This is a genomic window from Sphaerisporangium sp. B11E5, from assembly GCF_039871875.1.
Taxonomy (GTDB): Bacteria; Actinomycetota; Actinomycetes; order Streptosporangiales; family Streptosporangiaceae; genus Sphaerisporangium.
On the sequence record NZ_JBDPMD010000004.1, the window covers coordinates 270332 to 293494 of the forward strand.

The following is a 23163-nucleotide window of genomic DNA, read 5'->3' on the forward strand; positions in this document are numbered from 1 at the left end:
GGTGACCCAGGTGCGGATCGAAGACGTGTGGCCGTTGTCGCCGTTGCAGGAAGGCCTGTTGTTCCACGCGCAGTACGACGAGCAGACCCGCGATCTGTACATCGAGCAGCGCATCCTGGACCTCGCCGCGCCGCTCGACGTCGCCGTGCTGCGCCGGTCGTGGGAGGCGCTGCTGTCCCGGCACGCCGCCCTGCGCGCGAGTTTCCAGCAGCCCGCGGGGGCGCGGCAGCTCGTGCAGGTCGTGGTGCGGGGTGTGGCGCTGCCGTGGCGCGAGGTGGACCTGTCGGGCCTGCCCGCCGAGGACGCCGAGGCCGAGGCGGCGCGGCTCACCGAGGAGGAGCACGGCCGCCGGTTCGACCTGTCGGTGCCGCCGCTGCTGCGCCTGCTGCTGCTCAAGCTGGACGGCGAGCGGTACCGGCTCGTCGTGACGCTGCACCACATCTTGCTCGACGGCTGGTCCATGCCCGTGCTGTTCGGTGAGCTGGCCCAGCTCTACGCGGCGGGCGGCGACCCGGCCGCCCCGGCCGCCCCGCCGCCGGTCACCCCGTACCGCGACTACCTGGCGTGGCTGGCCCGGCAGGACTCCGGCGCCGCCCGGGACGCCTGGCGAGCCGCGCTCGCCGGCACCACCGGGCCCACGCTGGTCCGTCCGGGCGCCGCGCAGGCCGCCGCCGTCGCGCCCGAGCACCTGAACGTGCGCATGGACGCCGCCGCCACCAAGGCGCTGCGCGAGGCCGTACGCGAGCACGGCGTCACGCTCAACACCGCGGTCCAGGCCGCCTGGGCGATGCTCGTCGGCATGCTGACCGGCCGCTCCGACGTGGTGTTCGGCGCCACCGTCGCCGGGCGGCCCCCCGAGCTGCCCGGCGTCGAGCGCATGCTCGGCCTGTTCATCAACACCCTGCCGGTCCGGGTGCGGCTCGACCCCTACCGCACCGTCGGCGGCCTCCTCGGCGACCTGGCCGCCGAGCAGGCCGGGCTGTTCGCCCACCAGCACCTCGGTCTCGCCGAGATCCAGCGGGTCGCCGGGCCGGGTGCCGGCTTCGACACGCTGCTGGTGTACCAGAACTACCCCCGCCCGCCCGGCGGCGGCCTGCTGGAGTCCGGCGGGCTGCGCATCACCGGGACCGCCAGCGAGGACGCCGCGCACTACCCGCTGGTGCTCGGCGTCGTGCCGGGCGAGGAGCTGGACCTGCGGCTGGACTACCGCCCCGACCTGTTCGACGAGGCCGCCGCGCGGGAGCTCGCGGAGCGCCTGGTGCGGCTGCTCGAGCGCATCGCCGCCGACCCCGGGCTGCCCGTGGGGCGGCTCGACCTGCTCGGCCCCGCCGAGCGCGACGCCGCCGTGCGCCGGGGGAACGACACCGCGTGGCCGCTGCCGGTCGCCGGCCTGCCCGAGCTGTTCCGCGCCCAGGCGCGGCGCACCCCGGACGCCACCGCCGTGAGCGACGCGGCCACGTCGCTCACCTACGCCGCGCTGGACGAGCGGTCCGGCCGTGTCGCGGCCTGGCTCGCCGCCCGTGGCGTGCGCCGGGGCGACCGGGTGGGCATCGTGATGGACCGCTCGGCCGAGCTGGTCGCGGTGCTGCTCGGCGTCGTCAAGGCAGGCGCCGCGTACGTCCCCGTGGACCCCGATCACCCCGCCGAGCGTGTCGCGGCCGTCCTGTCCGGCACCGCGCTGACCCTGTGCGCGCCTGGATCAGCGGCCGTCGCCGCCGAGGCGGTCGTCTGGGACGACCCCGCCCTGCCCGCCCCCATGGAGCCGGTCGCGGTGTCCGCCGACGACCTGGCCTACGTCATGTACACCTCGGGCTCCACCGGCGTGCCGAAGGGCGTCGAGGTCACCCACGGCAACGTCGTGAGCTTCGCGCTGGACCGCTGCTGGCGCGAGGACGTGCTGGAACGGGTGCTGGTGCAGGCCAACCACGCGTTCGACGCCTCCACCTACGAGATCTGGGCGCCGCTCGCCCGGGGCGGCCACCTGGTCGTGCTGCGCCCCGGCGACGTGGACCCGGCCGAGCGGGGCCGCGTGATCGCCGGGCACGGCGTCACCAACGTGCACGCCACCGCCGGGTTGTTCCGGCTGCTCGCCGAGGAGGCCCCGGAGATCTTCGCCGGGGTGCGCGAGGTGTCCACCGGCGGCGACGTCGTGCCGTCCTCGGCTGTCCGCGCGCTGCTCGACACGCACCCGGACCTGGTGGTGCGCACCACCTACGGCCCCACGGAGACCACGGCGTTCACCACCCAGACGCCGTTCGCGGCCGGGGACGTCGTGCCGGTGAGCGTGCCGATCGGCCACCCGATGGACAACTCCCAAGCGTACGTGCTCGACGAGTTCCTGCGCCCGGTGCCGGACGGCGTCACCGGCGAGCTGTACATCGCCGGCGCCGGCCTCGCCCGCGGCTACACCGGCAGGGCCGGTCTCACCGCCGAGCGGTTCGCCGCCTGCCCCTTCGGTGAGCCGGGACGCCGGATGTACCGCACCGGCGACCTCGCGAGCCGCGGCGCCGACGGCGAGCTGACCTTCGAGGGCCGGGCCGACGACCAGGTGAAGATCCGCGGGTTCCGCGTGGAGCCCGGCGAGGTCGAGGCCGCGCTGGCCGCGCTGGACGGCGCCGGACGCGTCGCGGTGATCGTCCGCGAGGACCAGCCGGGGGCGAAGCGGCTCGTCGGGTACGTCGTGCCGGACGGCCCCGGCGTGGACGGCGCCGCGCTGCGGGACCACCTGGCCGAGACGCTGCCGGAGTACATGGTGCCCGCGGCGGTCATGGTCGTGGACTCCCTGCCGGTGACCGTCAACGGCAAGCTGGACCGGGCCGCGCTGCCCGCACCGGAGCTCGGCGGCACGGCAGGGCGGGGTCCCGCGACGCCGCTGGAAGAGCTGCTGTGCGGGTTGTTCGCCGAGGTGCTCGGGCGGGAGTGGGTCGGCGCGGAGGACTCGTTCTTCGACCTCGGCGGCGACTCGCTGCTCGCGATGCGGCTGGTCGTGCGGGTGCGCGCCGTGCTGGACGCCGAGGTCAGCATCCGCGAGCTGTTCGGCACGCCGTCCGTGGCCGGGCTCGCACGGCTCGTGCAGAGCCGCAGGGGCGGCACCCGGCCCGCGCTCGCCGCACGCGAACGGCCCGAGGTGCTGCCGCTGTCGTACGGGCAGCGGCGCATGTGGTTCCTCAACCAGCTCGAAGAGGCCGGCGCGGGCGCCGGGTACAACGTGCCGCTGGCGTTCCGCCTCACCGGAGCCCTGGACGTCGCCGCCCTGGAGGCCGCGCTCGGCGACGTCGCCGACCGCCACGAGTCCCTGCGCACCGTCTACTCCGAGACCGAGGGCACCCCCGCCCAGCACGTCCTCACCGGCCCCGCGGCCCACCCGCCCCTCACCGTCCGCGAGGTCCCCGAGCCCGGCGTCCCCGCCGCGATCGCCGAGGCCGCCGCCCGGCGCTTCGACCTGTCCCGCGACCTGCCCTGGCGCACCGAGCTGCTCGTGCTGCCCGGCGGCGAGTACGTGCTGCTGCTGGTGGCGCACCACATCGCGGTGGACGGCTGGTCCATGGGCCTCGTCACCCGGGACCTGCGCACCGCGTACGCCGCCCGGGTGGCCGGGGCCGCGCCGGCCTGGCGGCCGCTGCCGGCGCAGTACGCCGACTACGCGCTCTGGCAGCACGAGGTGCTCGGCGACCTGGACGACCCCGCAAGCCTGATCAGCGCACAGCTCGGCTACTGGCGTGAGGCGCTGGCGGGCCTGCCCGAGGAGCTGGCGCTGCCCGCGGACCGGGCGCGGCCGGTGCTGCCGACCTTCCGCGGCGGGTCGGTGCCGTTCCGGCTGGACGCCCACACGCACGCCGCGCTGGTGCGGGCCGCGCAGCAGGGCGGCGCCACGATGTTCATGGTCGTGCAGGCCGCCCTGGCGATGCTGCTGGCCAGGCTCGGCGCGGGCACCGACATCCCCCTCGGCACCACGGTCGCCGGGCGCGGGGACTCGGCGCTCGAGGAGATGACCGGGTTCTTCATCAACACCCTGGTCCTGCGCACCGACGCGAGCGGCGACCCGGCGTTCGCCGACCTGCTGGCCCGCGTCAAGGAGACCGACCTCGCCGCGTACGCCCACCAGGACCTGCCGTTCGAGCGGCTCGTGGACGACCTCAACCCCGAGCGGTCCCTGGCCAGGCACCCGCTGTTCCAGATCATGCTGGTGCTGCAGAACATCCCCCTCGTCGAACGGGCGTGGGACCTGCCCGGCGTCGAGGTGGCCCCGATGCCGTCCGACGACGCCGTCGCCGCCCGCTTCGACCTGTCGATCAGCCTCGGCGAGCACCGCGACGAGCACGGCGCCCCCGCCGGCATGGGCGGCGCCCTGCAGTACGCCGCCGACCTGTTCGACGAGCCGTCCGCCCGCACGCTCGCCGCCCGGCTGGTGCGCGTGCTGGAGCAGGTCGCCGCCGACCCCCGGCTGCGGGTCAGCAGGCTCGACGTCCTCGAACCGGCGGAAGAGGGCTTCGTCATCGAGGGCTGGAACGACACCTTCCAGGCGATCCCCGGCGTGACCCTGCCGGAGCTGTTCGCCGCCCAGGTGGAGCGCACCCCGGACGCCGTGGCCGTGGTCGCGGGCGACGTCACGCTGACGTACGCGGAGCTGGACGCGCGGGCCAACCGGGTGGCGCACTGGCTGATCGGCTTCGGGGTGGGCCCCGAGGACCGGGTCGGCGTGGTGATGGACCGCTCGGCCGACCTGGTCGCGGTGCTGCTCGGCGTGGTGAAGGCCGGGGCGGCGTACGTGCCGCTCGACGCCTCCCACCCCGTGGACCGGCTGCGCGCGGTGGTGGCCGAGGCGGGCGTGACGGTGGTGCTGGCCGACCGCCCGGTGGACGAGCTGGGTGCCGTCGTGGTGCACGGGCTCCTGGAACACGGCGACACGACCGCCCCCCGGGTGCGGGTGGCCCCCGGGTGCCTCGCCTACGTGATGTACACCTCGGGCTCCACCGGCGTGCCGAAGGGCGTCGCGGTCACCCACGCCAACGTGGTGGCCTTCGTCTTCGACCGCTGCTGGGGCGAGGACGTCCTGGAACGGGTGCTGGTGCAGGCCAACCACGCGTTCGACGCCTCGACGTACGAGATCTGGGTGCCGCTGGCGCACGGCGGCACCCTGGTGCTCATGCCGCCCGGCGACGCCGGGGCCGCCGAGCGCGGCGGGCTCATCGCGGGACGCGGCGTCACCAACGTGCACGCCACGGCCGGGTTGTTCCGGGTGCTCGCCGAGGAGTCGCCGGAGATCTTCGCCGGGGTGCGTGAGGTGTCCACCGGCGGGGACGTGGTGTCGTCCGCGGCGATCCGCACACTGCTGGAGGCCCACCCCGGCCTGGTGGTGCGCACGACGTACGGGCCGACGGAGACGACCGCGTTCACCACGCAGATGGCGTTCACGGCCGGTGACGAGGTCCCGGCGAACGTGCCGATCGGCTTCCCGATGGACAACGCGCGTGCCTACGTGCTGGACGAGTACCTGCGCGCGGTGCCGCCCGGCGTGGTCGGCGAGCTGTACGTCGCCGGCCCCGGGCTCGCCCGCGGGTACGCCGGCTGGGCGGCACTCACCGCGGAACGGTTCGTCGCCTGCCCGTTCGGGGGGTACTCCGAGCGGATGTACCGCACCGGGGACCTCGCGTCCTGGTCGTCGGACGGCCGGCTGGTCTTCGCCGGGCGGGCCGACGACCAGGTGAAGATCCGCGGTTTCCGCATCGAGCCCGGCGAGATCGAGGCCGTGCTGGCCGGCCGGCCGGACGTCGCCCAGGTCGCCGTCGTCGCCCGCGAGGACCGGCCCGGGGTGCGGCGCCTGGTCGCGTACGTCGTGCCCGCCGGGGAGACGGTGGACGCGGACGCGCTGCGCGAGGCGGTGGCCGCCGTGCTGCCCGACTACATGGTGCCCGCCGCCGTGGTGACCCTTGACCGGCTGCCGGTCACCGCCAACGGCAAGCTCGACCGGGCGGTGCTGCCCGCCCCCGGGCACGAGGACGACGAGGGCCGCGGGCCGCGCACCCCCGCCGAGGAGGCGCTGTGCGACCTGTTCGCCGAGGTGCTCGGCCGGGAACGCGTCGGCGCGGAAAGCTCGTTCTTCGCGCTCGGCGGCGACTCGCTGCTCGCCATGCGGCTGATCGCCCGCATCAGGGCCGTGCTCGGCGCCGAGATCAACATCAGGGAGTTCTTCGGCGCGCCGTCCGTCGCGGGCCTCGCCCGCCTGGTGGAGGACGACCGCGGCGGCGTGGCCCGCACGGCGGTCACGGCCCGGCCGCGGCCCGAGGTGGTGCCGCTGTCGTTCGGGCAGCAGCGCATGTGGTTCCTCAACCGGCTGGAGGAGGCCGGCGCCGGGGCCACGTACAACGTGTCGCTGGCCCTGCGGCTCACCGGCGCCCTGGACGCCGCCGCGCTGGAGGCCGCGCTCGGCGACCTGGCCGACCGGCACGAGACCCTGCGCACGATCTTCCCCGAGACCGGCGGCACCCCGCGCCAGGAGATCCTGACCGGTACGGACGGCCGTCCCGTGCTGCGCCGGGGCGAGGTCGCGCACACCGAGCTGGCCGGCGTGCTCGCCGAGACCGCACGGCGGGGCTTCGACCTCGGCCGCGAGCTGCCCTGGCGGGCCGACCTGCTCACCCTGTCCGACACCGAGCACGTGCTGGTGCTGGTGGCGCACCACATCGCGGTGGACGGCTGGTCCATGGGCGTGCTCGCCCGCGACCTGCGCGACGCCTACGCGGCCCGCGTGGACGGCCACGCGCCGCACGACTGGACCCCGGCGGTCCAGTACGCCGACTACGCGCTCTGGCAACGTGAGGTGCTCGGCGAGCTGGACGACCCCGCCAGCCTGGTCAGCGCCCAGCTCGGCTACTGGCGCGACACCCTGGCGGGGCTGCCCGAGGAGCTGGTGCTGCCCGCCGACCGCACCCGGCCCGCGGTGCCGTCGTTCACCGGCGGCGCGGTGCCGGTCCGGGTGGGCGCCGAGGCGCACGCCCGCCTGATCGACGCGGCCCGCGACGGGTCGGCCACCATGTTCATGGTCGTGCAGACCGCCCTCGCGATGCTGCTGGCCAGGCTCGGCGCGGGCACCGACCTGCCGTTCGGCACCGCCGTCGCCGGGCGGGGGGACCGCGCGCTGGAGGACCTCGTGGGGTTCTTCGTCAACACCCTGGTGCTGCGCACCGACGCGAGCGGCGACCCCACGTTCGCCGAGCTGCTCACCCGGGTGCGGGACGCCGACCTCGCCGCGTACGCGCACCAGGACGTGCCGTTCGAGCGGCTGGTCGAGGACCTCAACCCGGCGCGGACCCTGGCCAGGCACCCGCTGTTCCAGATCATGCTGGCGCTGCAGGCGGACCCCGGGACGCAGGAGCCGTGGGACCTGCCGGGGCTGCGGGTGGAGCAGATGCCCGCCGGTGACACGATCGCGGCCCGGTTCGACCTGTCGGTGGGGCTGGCCGAGCTGCACGACGCCGACGGGGCGCCCGCCGGGCTCGGGGGCGGCATCCAGTACGCCACCGACCTGTTCGACGAGCACACCGTGCACACGCTGGCCGCCCGGCTGCAGCACGTGCTCGAACAGGTGGCGGCCGACCCGGCGCTGCGGATCAGCCGGCTGGACGTGCTGGACGCCGGGGAGCTGCGCACCGTCGTCGAGGAGTGGAACGACACCGCGCAGCCGGTCCCTGCGGCGTCGCTGCCGGAGCTGTTCCGCGCCCGGGTCGAGCGGGCGCCGGAGGCCGTCGCGGTCGTCGCGCCCGGGGAGACGCTGACGTACGCCGGACTGGACGAGCGGTCCGGGCGGGTGGCGGGGTGGCTGCACGGCCGGGGCGTCGGGGCCGAGGACCGGGTCGGGGTGGTGATGGACCGGTCGGCCGACCTGGTCGCGGTGCTGCTCGGCGTGGTGAAGGCCGGGGCGGTGTACGTGCCGCTGGACGCCGCCCACCCCGCCGAACGGCTGTGCGCGGTGGCGGCCGAGGCCGGGGTGTCGGTGGTGCTGGCCGACCGCGACGTGGCCGGGCTCGGCGCCGTACCGGTGGCCGAGGCGCTGGGCTGGGCGGGTGCCGCCGCCCCCGAGGTGGTGTTGTCGCCGGACCACCTGGCGTACGTGATGTACACCTCGGGGTCCACCGGGGTGCCGAAGGGTGTGTCGGTCACGCACGGGAACGTGGTGGCGTTCGCGCTGGACCGGGGGTGGTCCCCCGAGGTGCTGGAACGGGTGCTGGTGCAGGCCAACCACGCGTTCGACGCCTCCACCTATGAGCTCTGGGTGCCGCTGGCCCATGGCGGGAGCCTGGTGCTCATGCCCCCGGGGGACGCGGACGCGGCGGCCCGCGGGCGGGTGATCGCGGAGCACCGGGTGACGAACGTGCACGCCACGGCCGGGTTGTTCCGGGTGCTGGCGGAGGAGTCGCCGGAGATCTTCGCCGGGGTGCGTGAGGTGTCCACCGGTGGCGACGTGGTGTCGGCGGCGGCGATCCGTTCCCTGCTCTCGGCGCATCCCGGCATGGTGGTGCGCACCACTTACGGGCCGACCGAGACGACCGCGTTCACGACGCAGACGCCGTTCGTCCCAGGGGACGAGATCCCGGCGAACGTGCCGATCGGCCGTCCCATGGACAACACGCGCGCGTACGTGCTGGACGAGTACCTGCTGCCCGTGCCCGCCGGAGTCGTGGGGGAGCTGTACGTCGCCGGGGCCGGCCTCGCCCGGGGGTACGCCGACCGGCCCGGCATGACGGCCGAACGGTTCGTCGCCTGCCCGTACGGCGGCCGCATGTACCGTACGGGCGACCTCGCCCGGTGGACCTCCGAGGGGGACCTGCTGTTCGCCGGCCGTGCCGACGACCAGGTGAAGATCCGCGGCTTCCGCATCGAGCCCGGGGAGATCGAGGCCGTCCTCACCGCGCACGCGGACGTGGACCAGGCCGCCGTGATCGTCCGTGAGGACCAGCCCGGGGTGAAGCGGCTCGTCGCGTACGTCGTGCCCGGCGGCCCGGCAGGGGTGGATGTCGCCGGGGTGCGGCGGTTCGCGGGGGAGCGGTTGCCGGACTACATGGTGCCCGGTGCCGTGGTGGTGGTGGACGGGCTTCCTGTCACGGTGAACGGGAAGCTCGACCGGGGGGCGTTGCCCGCGCCTGACGTCGTGGTGGCGGGGCGCGGCGCGGCCACGGCGGTCGAAGAGGTGTTGTGCGGGTTGTTCGGTGAGGTGCTGGGGCTGGAGGAGGTGGGGGCGGAGAGGTCCTTCTTCGAGCTCGGCGGGGACTCGCTGCTCGCGATGCGGCTGATCGTGCGGATCAGGGCGACGCTCGACGCGGAGATCAACATCAGGGAGTTGTTCGGCGCGCCGACCGTCGCGGGGCTGGCGCGGCTGGTGGAGCACGGACGCGACGGCGGGGTGCGGGCGGGCATCGTGGTGCGGGAACGGCCCGAGGTGGTGCCGCTGTCGTTCGGGCAGCGGCGGATGTGGTTCCTCAACCGGCTGGAGGAGGCGGGGGCGGGGGCCGCGTACAACGTGTCGTTCTCGGTGCGGCTCACCGGCGAGCTGGACGTCGCCGCGCTCGAGGCCGCGCTGGCGGACGTCGCGGGGCGGCACGAGACGCTGCGCACGGTGTTCCCCGAGAGCGGAGGCGTGCCGCGGCAGCACATCCTGGGGCTCGACGACGCGCGGCCGGTGCTCAGGGTCCGCGCGGTGACCGAGGACGAGGTGCCCGGGGTGCTGAGGGCGGCCGGGGAGGAGGGGTTCGACCTCGGGGCCGACGTGCCGTGGCGGGTCCACCTGCTGACGTTGTCCGCCGCCGAGCACGTGCTGGCGCTGGTGGCGCACCACATCGCGGTGGACGGCTGGTCCATGGGCGTGCTCGCCCGCGACCTGTGGTCCGCCTACAAGGCCCGCGTCCAGGGCGCCGCGCCGGACTGGGCGCCGTTGCCGGTGCAGTACGCCGACTACGCACTCTGGCAGCACGACGTGCTCGGCGACCCGGACGACCCGGGCAGCCTCGTCAGCGGGCAACTGGACTACTGGCGCGGCGCCCTCGCCGGGCTGCCCGAGGAGCTCGCGCTGCCGGTGGACCGCCCCCGCGCCGCGGTCGCCTCCCACCGGGGCCGATCCGTGCCGGTCGAGCTGGACGCCGGCACGCACGCCGCACTCGCCGAGCTGGCGGAGCGCGGCTCCGCCACGATGTTCATGGTGGTGCAGGCCGCGCTGGCGGTGCTGCTGACCCGGCTCGGCGCGGGGACCGACATCCCCGTGGGCACCGCCGTCGCGGGCCGCGGGGACGACACGCTCGACGACCTCGCCGGCTTCTTCATCAACACCCTGGTGCTGCGCACCGACACCGGCGGCGACCCCACGTTCGCCGAGCTGCTCGCCCGGGTGCGCGAGACCGACCTCGCCGCGTACGCCCACCAGGACCTGCCGTTCGAACGGCTCGTCGAGGAGCTCAACCCGGCGCGGTCGCTCTCCCGGCACCCGCTGTTCCAGACCATGCTGATCCTGCAGAACGTGCCCCGGGCGCAGACGCCGTGGGACGTGCCGGGGCTGAGCGTCGCGCCGATGCCGGTGGACGAGAACGTCGCGGCGCGCTTCGACCTGTCGGTGAACCTGGCCGAGCACCGGGACGAGCACGGGGCGCCCGCCGGGATCGCCGGCACCCTGCAGTACGCCACCGACCTGTTCGACGAGGCCACCGCGGTGGCCCTCGCGGGACGGCTCACCCGGGTGCTCCGGCAGGTCGCCGCCGACCCCGGCACGCGCGTTGCGCGGGTGGACGTGCTGGCCCCCGACGAGCGGCGGCTGCTGGAGGAAGCCGGCGCCGCGCCCCGGGCGATCGTCCCCGCGACGCTGCCTGAGCTGTTCCGCGCGCAGGTGGCGCGGACGCCGGACGAGGTCGCGCTGGCCGGGACGGAGACGCTCACCTACGCGGAACTCGACCGGCGGACCGACCGGGTGGCGCGGTGGCTGGCCGGACGGGGCGTCGGCCCGGAACACCGGGTCGGGGTGCTGATGGAGCGCTCGGCGGAGATGGTCGTCGTGCTGCTCGGGGTGCTCAAGGCCGGGGCGTCGTACGTGCCGGTGGACCCCGGCTACCCGGCCGAGCGCATCGGGTACATCATGGCGGACGCCGCCCCGGCGCTGGTCGTCTGCACGAGCGCCACCGAGGGCCTGCTGGCCGGGACCGCCGCCGACGGGCGGGTGGTGTGGGACGACGCGGCCGTCGCCGGTGAGGTGGCGCGCTGCCCTGACCGGCCCGTCGACGTGCCGCTGCGGCCCGCGCACCCCGCGTACGTGATCTACACGTCGGGCTCGACCGGCGTGCCCAAGGGGGTCGTGGTCTCGCACGGCGGGATCGCGGCGCTCTCGGTGTCCCAGATCGAACGGTTCGGCCTCGGGACCGGGTCCCGGGTGCTCCAGTTCGCCGCCCTCGGCTTCGACGCGTCGGTGTGGGAGCTGGTGATGGCCCTGACGTCCGGCGCGACGCTGGTGGTGGCCCCGCCGGACCGGATGCCGCCGTTCGGGCGGGTGGAGGACCTGCTCGCGGACCACGGCGTCACGCACGTGACGCTGCCGCCGTCGGTGCTGGCGGGGGCCGCCTGGTTGCCGTCCTGCGTGCGGGTGGTGGTCGTCGCGGGTGAGGCGTGCCCACCGGCGCTGGTGGCGCGCTGGGCGGGCCAGGTCCGGTTCGTCAACGCGTACGGGCCCACCGAGACGACGGTCTGCGCGACCATGACGGAGCCGTTCTCGTCCTCCTGGGCCGGGTCGGCGGTGCCGATCGGCGGGCCGGTGCTGGACTCGCGCGTCCACGTGCTCGACGAGTTCCTGCGGCCCGTCGCCACTGGCGTCGTCGGGGAACTGTACGTCTCCGGGGCCGCGCTGGCGCGGGGGTACTCGGGACGTGCCGGGCTCACCGCGCAGCGTTTCGTTGCCTGCCCGTCCGGGCGGATGTACCGGACCGGCGACCTGGTGCGGTGGACCGCCGACGGGTCTCTGGTGTACGCCGGGCGGGCCGACGACCAGGTGAAGATCCGCGGCTTCCGCGTGGAGCCCAAGGAGATCGAGGCGGTGCTGGCCGCGCATCCGGAGGTGGACCAGGTCGCGGTGCTGGCCCGGGAGGACCAGCCGGGGGTGAAACGGCTGGTGGCGTACGTGGTCCCGGCCGGGGTGGACCCCGCCGGGCTGCGGGTGTACGCGGGGGAGCGGCTGCCCGAGTACATGGTGCCGGCGGCCGTGGTGGCGTTGGACGCGCTGCCGATGACGGTGAACGGGAAGCTCGACAAGGGCGCGTTGCCGGCGCCGGACTTCGCGGGGAGCGGAGGGCGCGACGCGGAGACGGCGGCGGAGCGGGCCCTCGCCGAGTTGTTCCGCGAGGTGCTCGGGCTGGAGCGGGTCGGGGCCGAGGAGTCGTTCTTCGATCTCGGTGGGGATTCGCTGCTGGCCATGCGGCTGATCGCGCGGATCAGGGCGGCGCTGGACGTCGAGGTCGGGATCAGGGAGTTGTTCGGGGCGCCGACCGTCGCCGGGCTGGCGCCGCTGGTGGAGGCGGGGACGGCGGGGCTCACCCGGCCGGGCGTGGTGGCACGGGAGCGGCCCGAGGAGGTGCCGTTGTCGTACGGGCAGCAGCGCATGTGGTTCCTCAACCGGCTGGAGGAGGCCGGGGGCGGCGCCGGGTACAACGTGCCGCTGGCGCTGCGGCTCACCGGCGCGCTGGACGTGGCCGCGCTGGAGGCGGCGCTCGGCGACGTCGCCGAGCGGCACGAGGTGCTGCGCACGATCTTCCCCCAGACCGGCGGCGTGCCCCGGCAGGTGATCCTGGACGGCGCGCGGGGCCGTCCGGCCCTGCCGGTGCGCGCCGTCACCCCCGAGGAGCTGTCCCCGGCCATGGGCGAGACGGCCAACCGCGGCTTCGACCTGACCGCCGACCTGCCCTGGCGCGCCGAACTGCTCGCGCTGTCCCCCGAGGACCACGTGCTGGTGATCGTCGCGCACCACATCGCGGTGGACGGCTGGTCCATGGGCGTGCTCGCCGCCGACCTGCGCGCCGCCTACGACGCCAGGCTGCGCGGCGTCCCCGCCCCGGCGGCCCCGGCCGTGCAGTACGCCGACTACGCGCTGTGGCAGCGCGAGGTGCTCGGCGAGCTGGACGACCCCGGCAGCCTCATCAGCCGGCAGCTCGGCTACTGGCGCGACGCCCTGGCCGGCCTGCCGGAGGAGCTCACCCTCCCGGTGGACCGCACCCGCCCCGCCGTCGCGTCCTACCAGGGCGCGTCCGTCCCGGTCGAGGTGGGCCCCGAGGCGCACGCCGCGCTCGCGGAGACCGCCCTGCGCGGCTCGGCCACCATGTTCATGGTCGTGCAGGCCGCCCTCGCGATGCTGCTCGCCCGGCTCGGCGCGGGCACCGACATCCCGGTCGGCACCGTCGTCGCCGGCCGGAGCGACCCGGCGCTCGAGAACCTGGCCGGGTTCTTCGTCAACACCCTGGTGCTGCGCACCGACACCGGCGGCGACCCCACCTTCACCGAGCTGCTGGCCCGCGTGCGGGAGACCGACCTCGCCGCGTACGCCCACCAGGACCTGCCGTTCGAGCGCCTGGTGGACGACCTCAACCCCGAGCGGTCCCTCGCCAGGCACCCGCTGTTCCAGGTCATGCTGGTGCTGCAGAACCTGCAGCAGACCGGCGCGTCCTGGGACCTGCCCGGCCTGGACGTGCGCCCCATGCCCGCCGACGAGAGCCTCGCCGCCCGCTTCGACCTCTCCCTGACCCTCGCCGAGCACCGCGACGAGCACGGCACACCCGCCGGCATCCACGGCGGCCTGCTCTACGCCACCGACCTGTTCGACGACACGACCGCCACCGCCCTCGCCGCCCGCCTCGCCCGCGTGCTGACCCAGATCGCGGCAAACCCCCACGTGCGGGTCAGCGGCCTGGACGTGCTCGACGACATGGAGCGGCGCCGCGTCGTGGAGAGCTGGAACGCCACCGCGGCGCCGGTGCCTGGCACGTCCCTCGCCGCCCTGGTCGAGGCGCAGGTGGCCCGCACGCCGGACGCCGTGGCCGTCACGGGGGACGGGACGCGGCTCACCTACGCCGAGCTGGACGAGCGGGCCACCCGGGTGGCGCACTGGCTGCGCGCCCGCGGCGTCGCGCGGGAGAGCCGCGTCGGCGTGGTGATGGACCGCTCGCCCGACCTGGTGGCGCTGCTGCTCGGCATCGTCAAGGCGGGGGCGGCGTACGTGCCGGTGGACCCCGCCTACCCGGCCGAGCGCGTCGCGTACATCCTCGCCGACGCCGCCCCCGAGATCGTCGTCTGCGCCGCCGCCACCGCGCCCCTGCTCACCGAGGTGGCCGCGGTCATGGCGCCGGCCCGGCCCGGCCTCGCACGGGTGTTGTGGGACGACCCCGCGGTGGCCGCCGAGGTCGCCGCCGCGCCCCGAGAGCCGGTCCACGCCGGGGCGCACGCGCACTCCGCGGTGTACGTGATGTTCACCTCGGGCTCCACCGGCACCCCCAAGGGCATCGTCGCCACCCACGGCGGCGTCTGCGGCCTCGTCACCGACGGCGGCTGGTCCGTCGGCCAGGGGGACCGGGTGCTGATGCACGCCCCGCACGCCTTCGACGCCTCCACCTACGAGCTGTGGGTGCCGCTGGCGCACGGCGCGACGGTCGTCGTCGCGCCCGCCGGGGTGGTGGACGCCGCGGCGCTCGGCGGGCTCGTCGAGGCGCACGACCTGTCGGTGGTGCACGTCACCGCCGGGTTGTTCGGCGTGCTCGCCGAGCAGTCGCCCGGGTCGCTGCGCCGCCTCGCCGAGGTGCTGACCGGCGGTGACGTCGTGCCGGCGGGCTCGGTGGGCAAGGTGCTCGAAGCCTGCCCCGGCCTCCGGGTGCGGCACCTGTACGGCCCCACCGAGTCCACGCTGTGCGCCACGACGTACGTGGTCCAGCCGGGCGACGAGGCGCCCCCGGTGCTGCCGATCGGGCGGCCCCGGGACAACACCCGCGCCTTCGTGCTGGACGAGTACCTGCACCCGGTGCCGCCGGGCGTCATCGGCGAGCTGTACGTGGCCGGGTCCGGCCTCGCCCGGGGCTACGACGGACGGGCCGGGCTGACCGCCGAGCGGTTCGTCGCCTGCCCGTTCGCCCCGCCGTCCGCCAACGGGGCCGGGCGGCGCGGCCGGATGTACCGCACCGGGGACCTGGCCCGCTGGACCCCGGACGGCGACCTGGTGTTCGCCGGGCGTGCCGACGACCAGGTGAAGATCCGCGGGTTCCGCGTCGAGCCCGGCGAGATCGAGACGGTCCTCGCCCGGCACGAGCACGTCGGCCAGGCCGCGGTGATCGCCCGCGAGGACCGGCCCGGCGTCAAGCGCCTCGTCGCCTACGTCGTGCCCGCCGGCCCCGCCGGGGTGGACGGCACCGCGCTGCGGCGGTACCTCGGCGAGGTGCTGCCCGACTACATGGTGCCCGCCGCGGTGGTGCCGCTCGATGCGCTGCCGGTGACCGTGAACGGCAAGCTCGACCGGGCCGCGCTGCCCGCCCCCGAGTTCGGCGCCGAAGGCGCGCGCGGCCCCGCGACCCCGCTGGAGGAGGTGCTCGCCGGGCTGTTCGCCGAGGTGCTCGGCACCGAGCGGGTCGCCGCCGAGGTGTCGTTCTTCGAGCTCGGCGGGGACTCGCTGCTGGCCATGCGGCTGATCGCCCGCATCCGGTCGGTGCTGGACGCCGAGGTCAACATCCGTGAGCTGTTCGGCGCCCCGACCGTCGCCGGCCTCGCCCGGCTCGTCGAGGGCGAGCGCGGCGCCGCCCGGGCGGGCCTCACCGCCCGGGAACGCCCCGAGGTGGTCCCGCTGTCGTTCGGCCAGCAGCGCATGTGGTTCCTCAACCGCATGGAGGAGGCCGGCGCGGGCGCCGCCTACAACATGCCGATGGCCCTGCGCCTCACCGGCGACCTGGACGTCCCCGCCCTCGAAGCCGCCCTCGCCGACGTCGCCGGCCGCCACGAGACCCTGCGCACCGTCTTCCCCGAGACCGCCGGCGTCCCCCGCCAGCACGTCCTGACCGGCCCGGAGAGCCTCCCGGCGCTGACGCTGCGGAAGGTCACCCCCGAGGAACTGCCCGGCGCGCTCGCCGAGACGGCCGGACGCGGGTTCGACCTCGCCCGCGAGCTGCCCTGGCGCACCGAGCTGCTGGCACTGATCGGTGAGGACACCCCGGACGCGGAGCACGTGCTGCTGATCGTGGCGCACCACATCGCCCTGGACGGCTGGTCGGTGGGGGTGCTCGCCCGGGACCTGCGCACCGCGTACGCCGCGCGCCGGGCCGGTGCCGCGCCGGACTGGCGGCCGTTGCCCGTGCAGTACGCCGACTACGCCCTCTGGCAGCGCGAGGTGCTCGGCGACCTCGCCGACTCCGGCAGCCTCGTCGGCGCGCAGCTCGCCCACTGGCGCACCGCGCTGGCCGGCCTGCCGGAGGAGCTGACGCTCCCCGCCGACCGGACCAGGCCCGCGGTGGCGTCCTTCCGCGGCGGCGCCGTCGAGGTGCGGCTCGGCGCCGAGGCGCACGCCGCGCTGGCCGAGGTCGCGCGCCGGGAGTCGGCCACCATGTTCATGGTCGTGCAGGCCGCCCTGGTCATGCTGCTCACCCGGCTCGGCGCCGGCACCGACATCCCCGTCGGCACCGCCGTCGCCGGACGGGGAGACGCCGCCCTGGACGACCTGGCCGGCTTCTTCGTCAACACCTTGGTGCTGCGCGCCGACACGAGCGGCGACCCCACGTTCGCCGAACTGCTGGCCCGCGTACGCGAGACCGACCTCGCCGCGTACGCCAACCAGGACGTCCCCTTCGAACGCCTCGTGGAAGAGCTCAACCCCGCACGCTCCCTCGCCCGGCACCCCCTGTTCCAGGTCATGCTGGCCCTGCACGGCGACGGCCCCGCCGGGGACGGCTGGGACCTGCCGGGCCTGCGGGTCGAGCCGGTGCGCGCCGACGGCGCGGTCACGGCGCGGTTCGACCTGTCGGTCACGCTCGGCGAGCACCGCGACGAGCACGGCGCCCCCCAGGGCATCGGCGGCACCATCGAGTACGCCGCCGACCTGTTCGACGAGACCACCGCCCGAGCCCTGGCCGCCCGCCTGGTGCGGGTGCTCGAACAGGCCGGCGCCGACCCCTCCGTCCGCGTCGGCGGGCTCGACCTCCTCGACGGCGACGAGCGCCGCGCCGTGCTCGCCGGATCCAGCGGCGAGGCCCGCCCGCTGCCCGTCCGCACCCTGCCCGAGCTGTTCGAGCGGCAGGTCCGCCGCACACCCGGCGCCGTCGCCGTCACCGCCCCCGGCGTCACGCTGACGTACGCCGAGGCCGACGGCCTCGCCAACCGCATCGCCAACTGGCTGATCGCCCGCGGCGTGCGGCCGGACGACCGCGTCGGCGTCGTGATGGACCGCTCGGCCGACCTGCTGGTGGTCATGCTCGGCATCGTCAAGGCCGGCGCGGCGTACGTGCCGGTGGACCCCGGCTACCCGATCGAGCGCATCGCGTTCATGCTGCGCGACGCCGCCCCGGCGCTGGTCGTGTGCACCCGCGCCTCCGGCGCCGTGCTGCCCGAAGACACCGAGCACGTGGTGTGGGAGGACGCCGTCACCGACATGGCGCAGTGCCCGCCCACGGCCCCCACGCCGGCGCTGCGGCCCGGCCACCTCGCGTACGTCATGTACACCTCGGGTTCCACCGGCACCCCGAAGGGTGTCGCGGTGACCCACGAGAACGTCGTGTCGTTCGCGCTCGACCAGGGCTGGCGCGAGGACGTCGTGGAACGGGTGCTGGTGCAGGCCAACCACGCGTTCGACGCCTCGACGTACGAGATCTGGGTGCCGTTCGCGCACGGCGGCACCCTGGTCGTCATGCCGCCCGGCCACGCGGACGCCGCCGAGCGCGGACGCCTGATCGCCGAGCACGGCGTGACCAACGTGCACATGACCGCCGGGCTTTTCAGCGTGCTCGCCGAGGAGTCCCCGCAGATCTTCGCCGGGGTCCGCGAGGTGTCCACCGGCGGCGACGTGGTGCCGGCGTCCGCGGTCCGTGCCCTCCTGGAGGCGCACCCCGGGCTGGTGGTCCGCACCACCTACGGGCCGACCGAGACGACGGCGTTCACCACGCAGTTGCCGTTCACCGGCACCGGCGAGGTCCCGGCCAACGTGCCGCTCGGCCGCCCCATGGACAACAGCGGGACCTACGTGCTGGACGAGTTCCTCCACCCCCTGCCCGCCGGGGTGATCGGCGAGCTGTACGTCGCCGGCTCCGGCCTCGCCCGCGGCTACGCCGGGCGGGCGGGCCTGACCGCGGAACGGTTCGTCGCCTGCCCGCTGGGGTCGGGGCAGCGGATGTACCGCACCGGCGACCTGGCGCGCTGGTCGCCGGCGGGCGAGCTGGTGTTCGCCGGGCGGGCCGACGGCCAGGTGAAGATCCGCGGGTTCCGCATCGAACCCGGTGAGGTCGAGGCGGTGCTCGCCGCGCACGAGAGCGTCGGACAGGTCGCGGTGGTCGCCCGCGAGGACCGGCCGGGGGCCAAGCGACTGGTCGCGTACGTCGTGCCCGCCGGCGACACCGTGGACACCGGGGCGCTGCGCGAGTTCGCCGCCGGACGGCTGCCCGACCACCTGGTGCCGTCCGCGGTGATGCCGCTACCCGCGCTGCCCATCACCGTGAACGGCAAGCTGGACCGGGCCGCGCTGCCCGCGCCCGACCAGCGGCGGCAGGGCAGGGGCCCGGACAACGCGGCGGAGGCCGTGGTGTGTGACCTGTTCGCCGAGGCACTCGGGCTGGACCAGGTCGGCGCCGAGGAGTCGTTCTTCGAGCTCGGCGGGGACTCGCTGCTGGCGATGCGGCTGATCGAGCGGATCAGGTCCGTGCTCGGCGCCGGGGTCACCATCCGGCAGTTGTTCGCCGGGCCGACACCCGCCGCGATCGCCCTCGCGCTGGGCGACGCCGCCGGGGGAGCGGAGGAGTACGCCCGGATCCTCCCGTTGCACGACGGCGAGCCCGGCGGGGCGCCGCTGTTCTGCATGCACTCGGGCGGCGGGCTGAGCTGGCACTACGCGGGCCTGGTGCACCACCTGCCGGGCCACCCGCTGTACGGTGTGCAGGCGGCGGGGCTCACCGGCGACGAGCCGCTGCCCGGCGCCATCGAGGAGATGGCGGCCGAGTACCTCTCGCTGATCCGCGCGGTGCAGCCCGAGGGGCCGTACCGCCTGGCCGGCTGGTCGCTCGGCGGGGTCGTCGCCCACGCCGTCGCGACGCGGATCCAGCAGGAGGGCGGCGCCGTCGCCCTGCTCGCCGTCCTGGACGGCTACCCCACCCGCGAGATCGCCAGGTCCGCCGACCCGGCCGCCGAGGCCGGGCCGGGCCCGGACGCGGGCGCCGAGGCGGCGTTCGGCGCGCTGAAGCCCGGCGATGAGATGGTGCTGCACATCCAGGGCGACGGCCCCGAGCCGCCGCCCCCCGGGGAGACGACGTCGGCCGTGCAGCGGGTCGTGGAGAACAACATGCGGCTGCTGCAGGAGTACACCCCGGCGGTGTTCGACGGCGACCTGCTGCTGTTCGTGGCGCTGCGCGGCCGTCCCGAACTGCTGCCCGCCGAGGCGGCGCCACGGGCCTGGGAGCCGTACGTGCGGGGCGCCGTGGAGACCCACGACGTCGACTGCGACCACCGCCGGATGATGACCGCCGAGCCGTTGGCGCAGGTCGCACGGGTCATCGGGGAGAGGCTCGGCGCCGCGGAGTGACGCGGTGCCGGTGATACCTCTGTGAAACCCCCTCCCCCGTAGTTTCTTACTCAAGCGGCCCGGCAGCGAGAGAAAACCGCGGTCGTAATGAACCGGATTAACGAGAAATCTCGATGAGAGGCGGCGAAGGACATGCACGGAATTTCTGGTCACGGCCGTGGCGGGGGAGGCGGCGCACGGCTCTGGCGCACCCGGTCGCTGGCCGGTTCCCTGGTGGGAATCGCCGCCGTGGTGATGCTGGCGAGCGGATGTGGCGGGTCGCCGGACAGCGGCAAGAAGGTCGCCGCGGCGCCGGGCACCCAGGCCGCCTCGTCCGCGCCCGCGGCCCCGCCTGGTGGAGGCAGCACGCTGGAGTACGCCAAGTGCATGCGTGAGAAGGGGATCACCAACTTCCCCGACCCGAACGCGCAGGGCAAGCTGGACCTCAACGGCAACGAGCTGGACAGCAACTCGGCCCAGTACAAGGCCGCCGACGAGGCTTGCAAGCCGTTGCTGCCCCAGGGTGGTGCCCCGCCGCCCAACGCGGCCGCGGTGGGCGCCGCGCAGGTCAAGTACGCCAAGTGCATGCGCGAGAACGGCGTGCCGAAGTTCCCGGACCCCAACCCGGACGGCGGCATCGACATCAACGGCGACACCCTCGGGGTGGACCCGATGGGCCCGGTCTTCAAGGCCGCCGACCAGAAGTGCCAGCCCATCCTGGCCGAGGTCGCGGGCGGGCCGCGCGTCGAGAAGCGCCCGTAACCCCGTCCACCGAACGGAACGCCGTGCCGGCCCCCTCGCCGGCACGGCGTTCGTCCGTCCGGCGGGTCGGGCAGACTCGAAGTGTTCACCCTCACACGGAAAGGAGCGGAGCGGTGCGTGTGCTGGTCGTCGAGGACGACGAGGAGATGGCACGTGCGGTCGGAGTGGGCCTGCGGCGGGCGCAGATGACAGTGGACATCGCGCTGGACGGCCCGAGCGGCCTGGAACGCGCCCTGATCAACGACTACGACGTGATCGTCCTGGACCGCGACCTGCCCGGCGTGCACGGCGACGACGTCTGCCGTGAACTCATCACCGCCGGCTGCCGCAGCCGCGTCCTCATGCTCACCGCCGCCTCCACCACCGAGGACATGGTCGGCGGCCTGGGCCTCGGCGCCGACGACTACCTGGCCAAACCCTTCGACTTCCCCGTCCTCGTGGCCCGCATCAGCGCGCTGGCCCGCCGCACCCAGCCCGCCCACCCCCCGGTACTCCGCCACGGCGACCTGGTGCTCGACTCCTCCCAGCGGGTGGTCCACCGAGCCGGCCGTAAACTCCAGCTGGCCCACAAGGAGTTCGGCGTCCTGGAGCTCCTGCTGGCCGCCCAGGGCCGCGCCGTCTCCGCCGAGGAACTCCTGGAACGCGTCTGGGACGAGAACGCCGACCCCTTCACCAACGCCGTGAAGATCACCATCAGCCGCCTGCGCACCAAACTCGGCGACCCCCCACTGATCCAGACCGTCGCCAAGTCCGGCTACCGCATCTGAGGACCACGATGACCCGCGCCCCCGGCCCCTCCGAAGAGCCCACCCGCTCCCGCCGCGCGAGGTGGCTCCCGGCGGCCCTCCGGCTCCCCCGCCGCACCGTACGCCTGCGCCTCACCCTGCTGTACGGCGGCCTGTTCCTCATCTCCGCCGCCGGCCTGCTGACCCTGAACTACGCCCTGGTGAGCCACGCCACCCAAGGGGCCATCTCCTACCAGGGCGCCAACGGCCTCAGCGGCACCGTCGACGGCCTCACCGGCGGTCAGCGCCCCCAGCAGCGCGCCGAGGGCGGCCCCCAACTCTCCGCCGCCGAGATGGACAAACTCGACCAGGCCATCCAACGCGAACAGGCCCGGGCCATCCGCCAGCGCGCCGACAACATGAACGCCCTCCTGGCCCAGTCCGGCGTGGCCCTGGCCGTGATGGCCGTCGTCTCCGTCGCCCTCGGCTGGATCATCGCCGGCCGCATCCTCGGCCGCCTCCGCACCGTCACCACCGCCGCCCGCGACATCTCCGCCACCGACCTCCACCGCCGCCTCGCCCTCCCCGGCCCCGACGACGAACTGAAGGAACTCGGCGACACCTTCGACGAACTCCTCGCCCGCCTGGAATCCTCCTTCCAAGCCCACCGCCAGTTCATCGCCAACGTCTCCCACGAACTCCGCACCCCCCTGGCCCGCCAGAGAGTCCTCAGCCAACTGGCCGTCTCCGACCCCGACGCCACCCTGGACTCCCTGAAAGAAGCCCACCAACGCGTCCTGGTAGCCGGCTCCCAACAGGAACGCGTCATAGAAGCCCTCCTCACCCTGGCCCGCAGCCAGGGCGGCTTCGAAACCCGCGAACCCTTCGACCTGGCCGCCATCACCGACCAGGTCCTCATCACCAGAGCCCCAGAAGCCGAATCCAGATCCCTCACCCTCCACACCAACCTCACCTCCGCCCCCACCTCCGGCGACCCCCGCCTCGCCGAACGCCTCATCACCAACCTCATAGACAACGCCCTCCGCCACAACCACCCCCACGGCACCCTGGAAATCGTCACCACCATGGACGGACGAAGCCCCGTCATCCGCGTCACCAACACCGGCCCCAAGATTCCAGAAAGCGATTTGAATCGCCTTTTCAAGCCTTTCCAGCGCCTGGGATGCGAACGCACGAGCCGGGTCGAAGGGCTGGGCCTGGGCCTTTCGATCGTCCAGGCAATAGCAGAAGCACACCACGCCACAATTGACGCCCGCCCTCGGCCCGCCGGCGGCCTTTCCGTTCAGGTGACCTTTCCTGCCCCGGTCCCGTCCCGCACGCAGCGTCCTCCGGCTCATGTATGACTGATTCCAGCACGGCATGGTACAAAGGCGGTGAGATGTCGCCGCGCCGGGAAATGTACGACACAGATAAGAGGGAACGCGCCTGTCCCGCCGCGAAGGTAAGCCCCCGCTTGTTGTCGGATTCGGCCTGATATATGGTGATATGACCAGATTGGACCGATATGCTAGGTCAAAGTAGCGGTCTGGTGCGCATGTGAGTCGAGCGATGGTCCGGTCAGCCGCAGGTGCTACCGGCAATGACGCTATGCGGCCGGTCCCTGTGCGGAAGCCTGTAGGCGGCCTGAATCGGCCAAACGGACACGAATGGTTGATGTGGACCTTGCGTGGCGGGGCTCTGGGTATGGGCTCGCCATTCTGGGGGCCCAGAATTGGGTGTCCGGGTAGCGTAAGAGCTCTCATATGTCCTACGCTAGGGCTCGCTCCTCGACGGAGCTCGAAACGTTATGACAAAATTATCATGAAATCGCCCCTCGTGGACCGGCGATTTCAAGAACGGTTGACGATTATGCGAACCGAGCAGACGCTGACCACATGTGTGGTGGAAAATATTCCGGATCCCTTC

At 74.5% G+C, this 23163-nt stretch carries 4 protein-coding genes; all 4 read left to right on the forward strand.

Translation table 11 applies throughout. The features are described from left to right. Position 1: 1 nt before the first annotated feature. The 4 genes from ABGB17_RS06605 to ABGB17_RS06620 all read left to right on the forward strand — a co-directional run bounded on the left by ABGB17_RS06605 (position 2) and on the right by ABGB17_RS06620 (position 22601). Positions 2-19771, forward strand: a complete 19770-nt coding sequence (locus ABGB17_RS06605; RefSeq protein ID WP_347626893.1) for a non-ribosomal peptide synthase/polyketide synthase — start codon at positions 2-4, stop codon at positions 19769-19771. A gap of 132 nt (positions 19772-19903) precedes the next feature. Then, entirely contained in the window at positions 19904-20512 is a 609-nt protein-coding gene (locus ABGB17_RS06610) for a hypothetical protein (RefSeq protein ID WP_347626894.1), read from the forward strand. Positions 20513-20625: 113 nt separating this feature from the next. Continuing rightward, the gene (locus tag ABGB17_RS06615) at positions 20626-21279 is read left to right on the forward strand and encodes a response regulator transcription factor (RefSeq protein ID WP_347626895.1); all 654 of its coding nucleotides are present in this window, start codon (positions 20626-20628) and stop codon (positions 21277-21279) included. Positions 21280-21287: 8 nt separating this feature from the next. Continuing rightward, positions 21288-22601 carry a HAMP domain-containing sensor histidine kinase gene (locus tag ABGB17_RS06620; protein WP_347626896.1) on the forward strand — a complete coding sequence of 438 codons (1314 nt, stop codon included), beginning with the start codon at positions 21288-21290 and terminating at the stop codon, positions 22599-22601. Positions 22602-23163: the final 562 nt, after the last annotated feature.

Coding starts and splice junctions, on each gene's coding strand:
- ABGB17_RS06610 (WP_347626894.1), top strand. CDS start 19,904: ATGCACGGAATTTCTGGTCACGGCCGTGGCGGGGGAGGCGGCGCACGG.
- ABGB17_RS06620 (WP_347626896.1), top strand. CDS start 21,288: ATGACCCGCGCCCCCGGCCCCTCCGAAGAGCCCACCCGCTCCCGCCGC.